The following is a 14,568-nucleotide window of genomic DNA, read 5'->3' as shown; positions in this document are numbered from 1 at the left end:
GGAGGGATGCCGAGCGAGGTCCGGTCCCATCATGCGGGAGAATGGGCTATGTGACGAGGATAGTGATCATCGGTGGCGGTCCCGGCGGATACGAGGCGGCGCTGGTCGCCGCCCAACTGGGAGCGCAGGTCACCGTGGTCGAACAGGACGGCCCCGGCGGGGCCTGCGTTCTCACCGACTGCGTACCGTCCAAGACACTGATCGCCACGTCGGTGCGCAAGCAGGCGCTCCTGGACGCCAGCATGCTGGGGGTCCACTACACCGGCGGCCCCGACGGCGACGTCGGCGGTGTCATCGCCGACATGCCGCTGGTGAACAGGCGTGTCAAGGATCTCGCCCGTGCCCAGTCCGCCGACATCGCCGCCAGGCTGGCGGCGGAGGGCGTCGAGGTGATCAAGGCTCCGGGACGGCTCGTCGACCCGCAGGTGGTCAGGGCCGGAGACCGGACGATCCGCGCGGACGTCGTCATCGTGGCGACCGGCGCGACCCCGCGCATCCTGGCCGGCGCCGAGCCCGACGGCGAGCGCATCCTCACCTGGCGTCAGCTGTACGACCTGGAGGAGCTGCCCGAGCACCTCATCGTGGTCGGCTCCGGCGTCACGGGCGCGGAGTTCGCGGGCGCCTACCGCTCGCTGGGCTCGGAGGTCACGCTCGTCTCCTCCCGCGACCGCATGATGCCGAACGAGGACGCCGACGCCGCCGAGGTCCTCGAAGAGGTCTACCGGCGCCGCGGCATGAACGTGATGGGCCGTTCCCGCGCCGAGTCCGTCAAGCGCACCCCGGACGGCGTGGTCGTCACCCTGGAGGACGGCCGGACCGCCGAGGGCAGCCACTGCCTCATGACGGTCGGCATGGTCCCCAACACCGCGGGGATCGGTCTCGAGGAGGCCGGGGTCACCCTCGACAAGGGCGGTTTCATCCAGGTCGACAAGGTCTCCCGGACCTCCGCGCCCGGCGTCTACGCGGCCGGAGACTGCACCGGGGTCCTGATGCTCGCCTCGGTCGCCGCGATGCAGGGCCGGATCGCCGTCTGGCACGCCCTCGGCGAGGCCGTGCACCCGCTCCGCCTGGCCACCGTCGCCTCCGCCATCTTCACCGACCCCGAGATCGCCGCCGTGGGCATCGCCGAGCGGGCGATCGAGAACGGGGAGATCGAGGCCAACATCGTCAAGCTGCCGCTCGCCACCAACGCCCGCGCCAAGATGCAGGGTTTCAACGACGGCTTCGTGAAGCTGTTCTGCCGCCCGAACACCGGCATCATCCTGGGCGGTGTGGTGGTCGCCCCCCGCGCGTCGGAGCTGATCCTGGCGGTCTCGGTCGCCGTCCAGCAGCGGCTGACGGTCGACCAGATCGCCCACACCTTCGCGGTCTACCCCTCCCTGTCCGGTTCCGTCACCGAGGCCGCCCGCCGCCTCATGCAGCCGATGACCCCCAGCGGCATCTGACTCCCTGCGCGGTCAGGGACGGATGCGCAGGACGCGGACGCGCCCGTCCTCGCCGTACTCGAAATGGAACCGCAGGGTCACCGGGCTGCCGGGGAAGTCGCCGGAGATGTCCGCGGTGACCAGGGTGGCGCCGTCGCCGGTGAGGCCGACGCCGGTGACGGTGTAGGTGACGGTGGGCACGCCGGTGCGCCAGGCGCGGATCGAGGCGATGCCGTGGTGCTCGGCGCCCTCGTCCTCCACGGTCGCGTCGTCCGCGAACAGCGCGAAGTAGGCGTCCTGGTCGGGCAGGGTGGCCAGCTCGAAGTAGCGGCGGACGGCGTCTGGGACGGTGGGTACGTCGGACATGGGGACGGTTCCTTCCGGGTGGGTGGTGGTACCGGTGCTGCCGGTGGGTGAGTGGCCGGATCGGTGAGCCGGGTCAGACGGTCGGCAGGGTGCCGCCGTCGATGACGTGCTCGGCGCCGACGATGGAGGCGGCGCGGTCGGAGACGAGGAACGCGACGAGCTCGGCGACCTCCTCCGGGAGGTTGGGGCGGCCGAGGGGGATCCCGCCGAGGGAGTCCATCAGCTTTCGCAGCGCGGCCTGCTGGTCGATGCCGGAACCGAGGGCGATGCGGTCGACGAGATGGTCGGCGGCCGTCGTCCTGATGAAGCCGGGGGCGACGGAGTTGACCCGCACCCCGTGCGGGGCGACCTCGTTGGCCAGGCCCTTGCTGTAGACGGTGAGAGCCCCCTTGGCCGCGGCGTAGGCCAGCGTCGCGTCGTACAGGGGCATCCGGCGCTGTATCGAGGAGATGTGCACGATCGCGCCGGAGCGGTTCTCGATCATGCCGGGCAGCAGCCCGCGGTCCAGGCGGACGGCGCCCAGCAGGTTGGTGTTGAGCTCCCTGTCCCACGCGTCGTCGTCCAGGGCGGCGAAGCCCCCGGAGGGCGCGTCGGAGCCGCCGAGGTTGTGGACCAGGATGTCGACGCCGCCGAGGCGGTCGAGAACCTGCTCGACGACGCTGCCGGTGCCCTCGCGGGTGGAGGCGTCGGCCGCGATGAACAGCTTGGGGTCGATGTCGTCCGGCTGGGTGCGGGCGGTCACCAGCACCGTGGCCCCGGCCCGCGCGAGCCGCCTGGCGATGGCGGCTCCCGTGCCCTTGGTACCGCCGGTGACCAGGGCGCGCCTGCCGTCGAGCGAGTCGCTGATGAAGGTCTCCACGGTGTGCTCCGTCCCGGACACGGGCATGGCGACGCCCGCACCCCCAGTGGCTGCTAAAATAGGAGTAAGTCACTTCGACTTTAGCAGTAACTGTGGGGAGAGGGGTCACGGTGGCGAGCCGGATCAGACTGGAAGATCGTGAATGCCCGTTGTCGACGACGGTGGCTCACGTCGGGGAGTGGTGGACCCTGCTGATCCTGCACGACGCCTTCGACGGCTACACCCGCTTCGACGAGTTCCAGGAGAACCTGGGCATCTCCTCCAGCATGCTGACCAGCCGCCTCAAGACCCTCGTCGCCGACGGGCTGCTGGAGCGCCGCGCCTACCAGACCAACCCCACCCGCCACGAGTACGTCCTGACCGAGCTGGGCCGGTCCCTGCGCCCGGTGATCGTCGCCTTGGCCGCCTGGGGCAACTCCCGGCTCGACCCGTCACAGCGCGCCATGATCCTCGTCGACGCCGCCACCGGCGAGGAGGTCGAGCCCGCCGTCGTCGACGCCGCCACCGGCCGCCGCCTCGACTCCAGCGAGGAGTTCGTCTTCACCGCCGGTCCCGTCGCCAGCGAGGCCATGCGCGCGCGCTACCTTCGCACCTCCGGGAACGGCCGCTGACCTTCGGGCCTCTTACTCGTGGGAACGGTCGCAGGCCTTCGGGCCTCGACCCCCGGGAACGCCCGTCGGCCTTCGGACCTGGCGTACCCCTGGGAGCGGGCGCCGTCCTTCGAGCCTGTCAGTGCACGCGAGAGCGGAGGCGGTCCAGGGCGGCTCCGCCGTCCCGGACGGCGCGGGCCACGAAGTGCAGCTCCTCCGGGCGGCGGGCGACCAGCAGAGCCTGCTTGGCCGCCTCGTAGGCGTCGAGGGCGAGGCGCCAGTCGCGGTCGGCGGTCATGCCGCCGCGCCCGCTCACCTGGAACTCGTAGTCGAGCTGGTCGATCCCCTCGCCCAGCCGGGTGATGTCCTCCTCGGCGTCGCGCCGCATCTGGAGGAACCGCGCGTTGCGCCGGGTCCGCCGCTGGGCGCTGACACCCCAGGCCACCACGGTCAGCGCCAGGCCCACGGCGCTGAGCACGACCATGACCAGTCCCACGGACAGGCCGCCGCTCCTCGGGGTGGACTCGTCCTGCGGGGCGTCCGTCTCCTTGGTCCCGAAGATGTCGAGGTCGGGCAGCGAGGTCGGCATCGCGACGGTGATGCCCGTGGGCTTGCCCTTGGAACCGGTGAGGTCGACGTCGTCGGCCTGGATGAAGGACGCGCCCTCGACCAGCGCGCCGGTGAAGTCGGCGCCGTCCAGCTCGGCCTGGGTGAACTCGGCCTCGCTCACGTCGGCGTCCTTGAACGTCGCGTTGCGCAGGTTCGCCTGGCTCATCTTGGCCTCGCGGAGCTTGGCCCGGGTGAAGTCGGCCTTGCGCGCCTTGAGCTGGCCGGGGGTGCTCTCCTCAAGGTCGGCGTCGACCAGCTTGGCGTTGGTGAAGTCGACCTGGGTCAGCTCGGCCCTGGTCAGCTTCGCCCCGGTCAGGTCCGCGTGCGGGAACTCCGCCTGCCCGGCCTCGGCGTCGACCAGGATCGCCTTGCGGAGGTCGGCGTGGTCGGCGTGCATCTGCCCCAGGTCGGCCTCGGCGAGGTTGGCGCCCCGCAGGTCGGCGTACTTCAGCGTGGCCTGGGTGAGGTTGGCCTGTTTGAGCGAGGCACCGCGCAGGATCGCTCCGGTGAGGTCCTTCTGGATGAGCTCCACACCGTTCAGCTTCGCCCCGGTCAGGTCGGCGCAGCGCAGGGTGGCGGGAAGCTGGGCGCCCCTGGTGAAGTCCTTGCCACGCAGGTTCACGCCCTGACCGGGCCTGCACGGCCCGGCCGCGGCCTGGGCGGGAGAGATGACTGTCCCCGACAGCGCGAAGATCGCGACGATGAGAGCCAGGGGGATGGAACGACGCACGGGAGCCTCCTTCAAAGCAGCCCCGATCGTGTCAGCGGACCATTGCATCACGCTAGACACCCACTTGCACCTTTTCTGTTAGGGGCTCATCCGTTGGGCGCTCTTCCGTTGGAGCTCTTCCGTTAGGTGCCCTTCCTTTGGGTGGTCTTCCGTTGGGCGCTCTTCCGGATAGGCGCTAGCGAGCAGCCCGCCCACCGGCCTCCCCTCGGTCATCGGGATCCGGGACTCGCTTTCGCCGCGTGACGGTCGCTGTCCGCGTCCGCGTTGGTGTCGGTGTCCGTGTTGGCGTCCGTGTTGGCGTCCGTGTTCAGGCTGGGCCGAGCAGGTCCCATCGGTTGCCGGCGATGTCCAGGAAGACGGCGATCCGCCCGTACGGCTCGGTGCGCGGCGCGGTCACGAACTCGACCCCGGCCGCCACCATCCGCGCGTGCGCGGCGTCGAAGTCGTCCACCCGCAGGAAGAACCCCACCCGCCCGGCGAACTGCTCCCCGACGACGGCGGCCTGGCGCTCGCCGTCCGCACGGGCGAGAAGGATGCCGGTCTCACCTCCCGGTGGCCGGACGACGACCCACCGCTTCGGGCGGCCGTCGTTCGTCAACGACGGCGAGTCCTCGACCAGCTCGAAGCCCAGGGCCCTGGTGAAGAACTCGATGGCCCGGTCGTAGTCCTCCACGACGACCGCCACCAGTTCGATCCGCATCTTCATGACCGTAAGTCTTGTCGATGATCCGTACGGGCGAATGCTTCTTGAGACCAATCCGTATCGGGTCAGGCTGCGGGCCCCTCTCTGGCTGCCGTTCTCCAGGGCGGAGCCGCCGTGCCATGAGTCGATATGGACACAGCGGGTATTGCGCGACACTCGAGTGCTACCTGGTAGCACTCGAAGTTGGAGTCGATGGGTGAGCACTCCTGGGCCCGACCACTCCCGCCAGATCTCTCAGTGCGATCTGCGCAACCGGTCAGCGGAGATCATGGATGGACCGGAACGCGGAGAGCCGACCAGAAGGGTGCGGTGGCGCGGTCCGGCGAGTCTGTGACTCCTCGTCAAGGACGTTCTGATCAGACCCATCACCATCCGGCACCGCATCCCGGCCCGGAAACGCTGCGCGACAGGCCAACACCGACCCAGGCAATCCGCTACGGAGGGCGACCTTCACCCGATTTACCTATCGTATTGGGGGCGTGATGTCTCCTCCGCTGCCGGTCAACATCGCCGTGACGATACTCGATGAATACCTGCACAGGCCATGACAACCGGCCCGACACATGACGCCGACTCACTGAATGGCGAGACGGGACCAGATGGACTGGGCTTGAGCGTCCGAGAGCTTCGTACGAAGATGTCAATGTCCGATCGAGAGCAGTACTGTCCTCACAGATGCCGTTCGAGACCGGTACGGTTAGGCGTTCTTCTGTTACAAGACGGTTCTGGCACCGTTGAATCGCTCCCATTAGCAGCGCATACAGCGCAAGAATGCCAGCGGCGATGGCCGCAAAAGGAGCCAGCACTACTTTCTGGAGTACCGGCTCCCACCTCATCATCTTCTGCAGGACCAGCGAGACCAGCAGGACCAGCAGGAGGGAGCAGGCCGCGGCAGCACACCTCCGGTACCGACGGCGCGCTGGCCGGTCGACATCGAAAAGCCCGGCCAACCGCCACAGGTGGAGGACCAGAACAACGATTGGCGCGGTGACGACCAAAGCCCAGGCCGCTACCTGGAGAAGCTCGGGCAGCCCCCTCCACACGAAGCGGGCCGGAATGTAGATCAGTGTGGCGATGGCGAAAGCCGCAGCTGCCAGCAGGGGCCGACCGCCACGTGGGGGGCGTCCGTTGCGAATGGCTGCCGCGGCACGTAACCGGTCTGCGGTCAGGGCGAAGCGATGGAAGGTGATCGCCCCCAGCAGTGGATACAGCCAGAGGGCCGTAAAAAGCAGGAATGGCAGTGCCACGGCTTCGGTGATGGGCCGGGACTCCACATAGTGGCCAGTGCCTTTCGCGATGCCGACCACAGGCGGTGTCCGGTCCTGGCCTTGGCGGCCACGCCAAGCAGACCACAGCCACACCGCACGTAGCCCCGCCAAACCCGCAAGCCACAGTGCCCACCACCGGATGGTCACCGGGGTGGCCGCACTCAATGCCAGAGCTACCGCCGCTACCGTCAGGCAGGCGACCGGGAAGATCAGGACCACGAGGTCGAGTGGGAACTCCCGGGGCGGCCGGTAGCCGAGATCGGTGAAGACCTTCCGCTCCTGCTGGTAGGCCCCGACCGACTTGGTGACGTGCCAGCTACTCGCCGACTCACGAACGTCGCGATCGTCCTGATCGGAGAGGTTGAGGATCTGACGCTTGAGCCGAAAGGCCGGAACGAACGACCGGGTCAGCACGTAGCAGCCGATCAACACGATCGCCAGCGATGCCAGCAGGCCGGTGATTCCCAGCTCGAAGGCCTTGGTGACGACCTTCTCAGCCTCGGCCGACCGCGAACCGATGGCGAAGTAGGCGAGCGTCGCCGCCAGGAGTTCCTTGATCTTCCTTCCCTCCGAGGTCCAGCGACTGGCCGCCTCGATGAGCACCGCGGTGAGGAACAGCGCCGGCACCGCGAAGCCGATCACCATCCATTCGTATCGTCCGAGCGGCAGGGACTCGCGGTACCGCATGCATGTGTCGCGGTCTTCTGTCAGCTTGGTCGAGGACGTGTCGAGAGCCTCTCGGGCCGTGTAACGATGCCCAAGCGCGGAGAGGGATCGGTCAATATGTCGAATAATCAGCGTCCGCGTGCCCAAGGTCAGCCGTGGCAACCGGGAAAACGGTCGGAGGAGCCGCCACCGGGAAGGACGACAGGGCAGCCACTCGATCAACGGCAACGAGGTCGCCTGTAGCATCGCCCGATCGTAGAACTCAAGTAGTCGGTGCACCTCATTGTCGGGAATTTTCTGAGATACGGGGATGGGTTTTCTCATCTGTCCCCTTCCCCTCCACTCACGCGGAAGGCGAGGCGCGCCTTGTCGCAGTCAGCAAAGCTGTATACGACACCGAGGAGGCATGGTCCTCCGTGTTGTCGGCGACCGGCCTGGCTGTCTTCCCTACCGCCACCATGCATACTGTGGCGATTCATTGGCTAGGGGATTTGGCTCCGGCCGTTTCCAATCCTTCGCAAATCTGCTGCCCGCCAGACAAAGGCCGACCCAATATCGCCCAGAAGATCTTCAACCGTGGCCGCCCCAGCCGTCCTTGACGGGCGGTAGGCCCTGGGGGTCACCGTTGAGGAGCCGGTCGGCCTTCGTGGCCTTGAGCGGTGGCTTGTCCACGGGGGCCGGGAAGGATGAGGTTACCGTCCGTGATCAGCAGGAAACGTTCCAAGCCAGGCACGATCACGTGTACGGCGGTGATCGCGCCTGGAAGTGTGGCCACCGTGCGACGGTAAGGCGTGTAGCCGTGCGCGTTCAGAGTGGCGATCAGCCTGTGCAGTTGCGCATGGGGTTGATCGGGCACCCTGCCGACCGAGGTGAAGGGGATGGTGAGGGCGCCGCGCAGGTGGTCGGTGAGGTCGAACTGCCCGCACGCGTGCAGGGCGGGATAGGCGGCGAGCCCCGCGAGTTCACCGCGCAGTGGGGCGTCGGGCCACGACAAGGTTTCCCCCAAGGTGGTCTGGAGGAGTTCGGTGAGAGCGCGCCAGGTGGCATAGACGGGGCTGAGTGAGGTGCCGACGCCGCGTCGGTGTGGGTGGTGGAGGGTGGGAGCGGTGTAGGCGAGCATGGTGGGCACCCCGAGGTCGCTGGTGATGTCCAGCAGATACACCGAGGAGTCGGTGAGCTGCTCTGCTGCCGAGTAGGCATGCGCCAGCTCGCCCGGGAGAGTGGCCGGATCGATCACGGTGGGCCGGAAGCCGGCTGCGCACAGGAAGGACCGCACCAGAAGTAGGGACAAGGCGTCGCGTTCGATGCTCTCGTTGAGGGCGTGCAGCAGCGCTTCGTCTGCGGTGACGCCGACGGCCGAGCCGCTGTTGCAGCTGTAGCGCATCAGATGGCGGTAGTCGTAGGTATCCGCGCTCTGTTCGCGCAGCTGACCGGCGTGGGTCTCGACATACCAGGGGGCCGACAAGAACAGCGGCACCAGCGTCTCCCGTCCTCCTCCCAGGGAGTGGTAGCGGTGGCAGGCCAGACGCTGGGTGGGTGTCTGGGCCAGCAGTACGCCGCAGGCCTCATTCCGCAGTGGCCCGGCCGCGATCTGAGCGGATTCAGTCAGCTCCACGGCTGTCGGGTCGAACAACGCCGGGCCGGTGAGGTAGTGCTCAAGCGCCTCATACAGCGCTCCCACGCGCGCTTCCTCGCGCCGGCCCTTGCCCATCCCTTGAGCCATCGGTGGCACGGCTCCGCCGTCGGTGAGCATCCGGCACGACCAGGCGGTCGGATCGCCGCCCTGGCCCAAATCGGTGAGCTCCGGCTCCAAGCCCAGTTCCGCCAGGGCAACCATCACCCGCCTCATGGCCTCCAGCAGTGGTACCGTGCGCTCCACCTCGAATGGTGGACCACATATACGCTCTGCTTTCGACTCCATTTTCTTGTTTCCTCCTGTCGCCGATTCGTTTTGGCAACAGATGGTGGGCGCGGGAGATGCCGTCCCATGCCCTTTGTTTGGCTTCCGCATCTACTGCTTACCGTCGGCCTTCGCCGTGCGAAGCAGTTCTTTCAGCTGCTCGCGTTCGACTTCGGTCAGTTCCTGACCGCTTCTGTCCAACGACTCGGATTTCATATAGTCCGCACCGTGACCCATGAGGCTCACCCTCCCCTCACACAAGTGCGTTCATGGTGCCCGGGAGCAGGTCGGGCGAACACCATATATGGTGCACGTGTTGCAAAAGATCCTAAAATCCTTCATTTATGGATGATATATACATGACCCCACATCCATGCATGAAGCGTTTCATTATTCGGCATAAGGGACTGGCCTGCGGCTTCGTGCTCAGTATCGTGGTCCAAGGTCTCGCCCTGGTTCCGCGCCACCCTGCCGCTCCGGGCGAGCGACAAGACTGTGGTGACGTTCAAGCTCACTCTGGACAGAAACCATCTGCCGCAGTGCCTGATCACGTCCTTTCCGCCCACTGGCATATACGACAGCACCGCGTGGGAAGGCAATACGATCAGCGTCGAGACGCGCTTCACCGGCTGGGGCGGCAAGGTCTCCCTCAAGGCGCCGCCCGCGAACAAGGTGACGACCAAGCCTGAGGACAGGGACGGGTTGTGACAGCGGTCGGCGGCCTGATGGCGACGCTGTCGCCATCAGCCCTGCGTGTTCGTACGGAGAAGCCGCCCGGAGGTAGGCGGGAGCCTGCTACTTCGTGTTCCTCGTCGCTGTGGTTGATGGCGAAGAGCCAGTCGCCGCGTCGTACGAGTTCAACGGGGGCGGGCTTCAGGCCGAGCAGGTGGGCGTAGGCGGTGTCGGACAGGCGGGTGGAGACATAGAGGGCGGTGCCGGAGCCGTAGGGGTGGCGGGTGATGGCGGGTTGGCCGGCGAGCGGGGTGCCGGAGGTGTGAGGGCCGGTGTAGACGGCGAGGGCCTCGGCGCCTTCGAGGTGGACGTGCTCGCTCCAGAACGTTCCGGTCTCCGGCCGTTCGCCCCGGTGTCCCCGGTCCTCTTGGCCGTCCCACTCGCCTTGGTCGCCGTCGAGGATGTCCGGAGGGGACAGGGTGAGGGCGACGCCGGGAGGGAGGGGGTGGAACTCCTCGACGCGGATGCCCAGAAGGTCGCGGAGGGCGCCGGGGTGGCCGCCGAGGCGGACGCGGGCGTGTTCGTCGGCGACGCCGCTGAGGTAGGAGACCACGAGGGTGCCGCCGCCGGAGACATAGCGGCGCAGGTTGGCGGCGTCGGCGTCGGAGACGAGATACAGGGCGGGGACGAGCACGAGCGGGTACGCCGACAGGTCGGCCGAGGGGTGGACGAGGTCGGCGGTGACGCCGTGCCGGTAGAGCACCCGGTGGGCCTGGCGTACGGTCTCGGCGTAGTTCAGCTCGGTGGAGGGCAGGCCGGGGGACTGGAGCGCCCAGCCCGCCTCGGCGTCCCAGAGGATCGCGGCCCCGGCCTCGACGGGAGCCGCGCAGGCGTCCTCCAGAGTGGGCAGCAGGGCGCCCAGGTCGCAGATCTCACGAAAGATCCGCGAGTCGGGCCCGGCGTGCGGGACCATGCCGCCGTACCAGAGTTCGGCGCCGCCCCGGGAGGCCCGCCACTGGAAGAACATCGCTCCCCGCGAGCCCCGCGCGATGTGCGACAGGCTCAGCCTGGTGATCTCGCCGGGGCGCTTGGCGAGCATCCGGGGGCCGGTGTAGGTGACCACCGCCTGCTCCATCAGCAGCCAGGGTTTGGGGGTACGCTCCACGGCCGGGCTCGGGTCCGCGGTCGAGTCGCGCGCCGGGGACGAGGCCGGGTTTCGTGTCGGGTCCGCGGTCGAGTCGCGCGCCGGGGACGAGGCCCAGCCTCGGGCGAGGTCGGCGGCGAAGGCCGTCTCGGCGGGCGGGTCGGCCGAGGGGTAGTGGTCGATCGCGACGAGGTCGACCTCGGCCGCCCAGTGGCGGTGGTTCACCGGCACCCAGTCGCCGAGGACGAAGTTCGTGGTGACCGGGACGCCCGGGGTGAGCTCGCGCAGCACGGCCTTCTGCTCGCGGAAGTGGCCGAGCATCGCGTCGGAGACGAACCGGCGGAAGTCGAGGACCTGGGACGGGTTGGGCAGGTACTGGGTGGCGCGGGGCGGGGTGACCTGCTCCCACGCCGAGTAGTGCTGGCTCCAGAACGAGGTGGTCCAGGCGTCGTTCAGCGCGTCCAGGGTGCCGTGCCGCGCGCGCAGCCAGGATCTGAAGGCCGAGGCGGCGTGCTCGCAGTGGCAGGCGGTGCCGTACTCGTTGTGGACGTGCCACATGGCGAGCGCGGGGTGGTCGCGGTAGCGCTCGGCGAGGGTGCCCGCGATGCGGACGGAGGCGGCGCGGTAGGCGGGGGCGTGCACGCAGTAGGTGTCGCGGCTGCCGTGGGTGAGCCGGGTGCCGTCGGGGGTGACGGTGAGGGCGTCGGGGTGGGCGAGGCCGAACCAGGGGGGCGGGGAGGCGGTCGGGGTGGCGAGGTTCACCCCGATGCGGCCGTCGTGCAGCAGGTCGAGGACGCGGTCGAGCCACCCGAAGTCGTGGACGCCCGGTGACGGCTCCAGCCGGGCCCAGGAGAACACCCCGACGCTGACCAGGTTGACCCCGGCCCGCCGCATCAGCGCGACGTCCTCCTCCCAGACCTCCTCCGGCCACTGCTCGGGGTTGTAGTCCCCGCCGTAACACAGCCCGCCCGATCGTCCAGGCCAGTCCACCGGCCACTCCTTTGTTTGGATGGTAGCTAAACTAATTATCACGGGCCGCCGGTCCCGTTCAAGGGCGCGGGCTCGGGGCGGCGCGTTCCTGCCTCCTGTCTCCTGTCTCCTGTCTCCTTCTCCCGGCTCCCGGCTCCCGGTTCGCGCGCTCGCGCCCCGCTCGCGCCCTCCGCTTCGTGGTTCACGATTCGCGGGCTCCCGGCAACGGCGGGTCACGTTCGAGGCGACGCGTGCACCGGCTCGGAGGACGGTGCCGGGGGTGGGTCGCGGCAGGGTGAGGGCATTGACGTTTGTTGGTTTGGACGTAAAACTAATTCAGCAAACGGAAGCCTGAGCGCTGGAGTTCCCATGCCCTACCGTCCCCCGTTGGTCGCGCACGAGTACTTCGTCGCGGATCCGCCGGAGCTGCCCGTCCGCTCACACGGCGAGCAGGGCCTGTCGGCGCTGATCTCGGCGGAGCCGGTGGCCTCCGACGAGACCGGGGTGATCCTGAAGGCGGTGACCTCGGCGGAGGAGACGCTCCTGGTCCAGGTGGGTGTGGCGGGCGAGGGAGTGATCCGGGTCAGGCTCGGGGAGGACGCGGACGCGCGGACCAGGTCGGCCGCCGCGATCTCCATGGTGACGCCGGGCACGTTCGCCGGGGCGCGGGTGGAGAGTCGCGACGGGACGATCCTGCTCGACGCGGGCTCGCTCCGCGCGGAGATCACCTTGTCGCCCTGGCACCTGAGGTTCACCGACGCGAGCGGGGCGCCGCTGCTGGAGCAGGACCGGGGGCACACCGACATCAGCGGCCGGTTGCGCACGCTGCCGTTCGGCCGCTCCAGCGCGGACGGCGCGGTGGCCGGCTACCACGAGAGTTTCGTGGCCCCGCCCGACGAGGTGTTCAGCGGGTTCGGCGAGTCGTTCACCCGGCTCGACAAGCGTGGCCAGCGGCCGGTGATGTGGAACTTCGACGCGTTCGGCGCCGAGTCGCAGCGGGCGTACAAGAACGTCCCGTTCTACCTGTCCAGCAGGGGCTACGGCGTGCTGGTGGACAGCGGGACGCCGGTGGAGTTCGACGTCTGCCAGTCCACGCACAGCTGCGTGCAGATCGTGGTCCCGGACGACCTGATCGACTACTACGTGATCGCCGGGCCCACCCCGCCGGAGGTGCTCGACCGGTACGACCTGCTGACCTGCCGCCCGCTGCTCCCGCCGAAGTGGGCGTTCGGCACCTGGATCTCCTCGGGGTTCTTCGTCGACACCCAGGAGCGGGTGATGGCGAGGGCGCGGCGGATCCGCGAGCGGGGGATCCCGTGCGACGTGCTCCACCTGGACACGTACTGGCAGACGGACGGGCACTGGTCGGACATGCGCTGGGACGCGGAGGGCTTCCCCGACCCGGCGGGGATGCTGGCCGAGCTGGACGCGATGGGCTTCAAGGTCTGCCTGTGGATGAACCCGTACGTCTCCCACCTCAGCCCGGTCTTCCCGCAGGCCGCCGAAAGCGGATATTTCCTTAAAAAGCCTGATGGCGAGGTCTACGTGGCCGACTGCTGGCACGGCTCCTACCCGGCCTGCGGCATCGTCGACTTCACCAACCCCGCCGCCACCGAGTGGTTCAAGGGACTGCTCCGCCCGCTGCTCGAACAGGGCGTCCAGGTCTTCAAGACCGACTTCGCCGAGGGCGTGCCGCACGACGCGGTCGCGGCCAACGGCATGTCGGGCACCGACCTGCACAACGTCTACACGCTGCTGTTCAACGACACCGTCTCCGAGGTGACCCGGGAGGTCGCCGGGCACGGCATGGTGTGGGCGCGCTCGTCGTTCCTCGGCGGGCAGCGGCACTCGGCGCAGTGGAGCGGCGACACCTACACCAGCTACGCCGCGATGGGCAGCACGCTGCGCGGCGGGCTGGCGCACGGCCTGTCCGGCATCCCGTTCTGGAGCCACGACGCGGGCGGGTTCACCGGCCGCCCCACCGACGACCTGTACGTCAGGTGGACCCAGTTCGGCGCGCTCTCCCCGCTGCTGCGCCTGCACGGCACCACCAGCCGGGAGCCGTGGGAGTTCCCCGAGGTCGAGGCGGAGGCGGTCGAGGCGCTGCGGCTGCGCTACCGGCTCATGCCGTACATCTACACCGCGGCCGTCGAGGCCGCCAGGACCGGGGCGCCGATGATGCGGGCGCTGTGCGTGGATTACCCGGACGACCCGGTGGCCTGGCAGGCCGACCTGCAGTACCTCCTCGGCCGCGACCTGCTGGTGGCGCCGATGACCTCACCGGAGCAGGTCAGGAAGGTCTACCTGCCGGAAGGGGAGTGGGTGGACCACTGGACGGGCGAGATCCTGTCCGGCGGCCGGTACGTCACGGCCGCCACGCCGCTGGACCGTGTCCCGCTGTTCGCCCGGCGCGGCGCCGTCGTCCCCGTACTGGCGGAGCCGGGCGGGACCGTCGGGGACGGGCCGTTCGGGGAGATCACGCTGCTCGCGTACGGCGCCGGCACACGTGAGATCAGTACCACCGTCTCCGACCTCGACGGGGACACCACGATCACCGCGGTCCCCGACGGGGAGGGACTGCGGGTGACCGTCTCGGGGAGCGCGCGGATCGCGGGCGTCGAACTGGTGGGCCCAGGCGTCCCGATCGTCATCACCACCATCTAGGAGA

Annotated in this window: 11 protein-coding genes; 4 read left to right on the top strand and 7 right to left on the bottom strand. The window is 68.8% G+C overall.

Going from position 1 to position 14,568, the window contains the following annotated elements; all coding sequences use genetic code 11:
* Positions 1 to 50: 50 nt before the first annotated feature.
* Positions 51 to 1,445 carry an NAD(P)H-quinone dehydrogenase gene (locus ACFFRH_RS38605; RefSeq protein WP_344750058.1) on the top strand — a complete coding sequence of 465 codons (1,395 nt, stop codon included), beginning with the start codon at positions 51 to 53 and terminating at the stop codon, positions 1,443 to 1,445.
* 12 nt (positions 1,446 to 1,457) lie between these two features.
* Here the strand turns inward: ACFFRH_RS38605 and ACFFRH_RS38600 are convergent, their stop codons facing one another.
* Positions 1,458 to 1,790 carry a nuclear transport factor 2 family protein gene (locus ACFFRH_RS38600; RefSeq protein WP_344750059.1) on the bottom strand — a complete coding sequence of 111 codons (333 nt, stop codon included), beginning with the start codon at positions 1,788 to 1,790 and terminating at the stop codon, positions 1,458 to 1,460.
* A 73-nt stretch (positions 1,791 to 1,863) separates the two neighbouring features.
* Positions 1,864 to 2,649: an SDR family oxidoreductase gene (locus tag ACFFRH_RS38595; RefSeq protein ID WP_344750060.1), complete on the bottom strand. Its 786-nt coding sequence runs from the start codon at positions 2,647 to 2,649 to the stop codon at positions 1,864 to 1,866.
* Positions 2,650 to 2,798: 149 nt separating this feature from the next.
* Here ACFFRH_RS38595 and ACFFRH_RS38590 point away from each other — a divergent pair, with 149 nt between their 5' ends.
* On the top strand, positions 2,799 to 3,260 hold the full coding sequence (locus ACFFRH_RS38590) for a winged helix-turn-helix transcriptional regulator (protein ID WP_344750061.1): 462 nt from the start codon (positions 2,799 to 2,801) through the stop codon (positions 3,258 to 3,260).
* A gap of 118 nt (positions 3,261 to 3,378) precedes the next feature.
* Here the strand turns inward: ACFFRH_RS38590 and ACFFRH_RS38585 are convergent, their stop codons facing one another.
* From ACFFRH_RS38585 to ACFFRH_RS38570, 4 genes are all read right to left on the bottom strand, one after another.
* Positions 3,379 to 4,578, bottom strand: coding sequence for a pentapeptide repeat-containing protein (locus ACFFRH_RS38585; protein WP_344750062.1), 1,200 nt, complete (start codon positions 4,576 to 4,578; stop codon positions 3,379 to 3,381).
* A gap of 307 nt (positions 4,579 to 4,885) precedes the next feature.
* Positions 4,886 to 5,278, bottom strand: coding sequence for a VOC family protein (locus ACFFRH_RS38580; protein ID WP_386162462.1), 393 nt, complete (start codon positions 5,276 to 5,278; stop codon positions 4,886 to 4,888).
* A 437-nt stretch (positions 5,279 to 5,715) separates the two neighbouring features.
* Complete coding sequence (locus ACFFRH_RS38575; protein WP_344750064.1) at positions 5,716 to 7,539, bottom strand: hypothetical protein; 1,824 nt, start codon at positions 7,537 to 7,539, stop codon at positions 5,716 to 5,718.
* A 295-nt stretch (positions 7,540 to 7,834) separates the two neighbouring features.
* Positions 7,835 to 9,136: a YcaO-like family protein gene (locus tag ACFFRH_RS38570; protein WP_386162459.1), complete on the bottom strand. Its 1,302-nt coding sequence runs from the start codon at positions 9,134 to 9,136 to the stop codon at positions 7,835 to 7,837.
* A gap of 477 nt (positions 9,137 to 9,613) precedes the next feature.
* On the opposite strand from ACFFRH_RS38570, the gene ACFFRH_RS38565 reads away from it, so the two are divergent.
* On the top strand, positions 9,614 to 9,823 hold the full coding sequence (locus tag ACFFRH_RS38565; protein WP_344750066.1) for a hypothetical protein: 210 nt from the start codon (positions 9,614 to 9,616) through the stop codon (positions 9,821 to 9,823).
* Here the strand turns inward: ACFFRH_RS38565 and ACFFRH_RS38560 are convergent.
* A complete protein-coding gene (locus ACFFRH_RS38560; RefSeq protein WP_344750067.1) occupies positions 9,765 to 11,921 on the bottom strand; it encodes a beta-galactosidase in 2,157 nt (718 codons plus the stop codon). The genes ACFFRH_RS38565 and ACFFRH_RS38560 overlap by 59 nt on opposite strands.
* 348 nt (positions 11,922 to 12,269) lie before the next feature.
* Between ACFFRH_RS38560 and ACFFRH_RS38555 the strand changes: the two genes are divergently transcribed.
* Positions 12,270 to 14,564 carry a TIM-barrel domain-containing protein gene (locus ACFFRH_RS38555; protein WP_344750068.1) on the top strand — a complete coding sequence of 765 codons (2,295 nt, stop codon included), beginning with the start codon at positions 12,270 to 12,272 and terminating at the stop codon, positions 14,562 to 14,564.
* The last annotated feature ends 4 nt before the right edge of the window (positions 14,565 to 14,568 follow it).

The organism is Streptosporangium vulgare, from assembly GCF_042428775.1.
In the GTDB taxonomy this organism is placed as follows: Bacteria; Actinomycetota; Actinomycetes; order Streptosporangiales; family Streptosporangiaceae; genus Streptosporangium; species Streptosporangium vulgare.
Note: the sequence above shows the minus strand (reverse complement) of the source record. Positions and strands in the feature narration are given on the sequence as shown.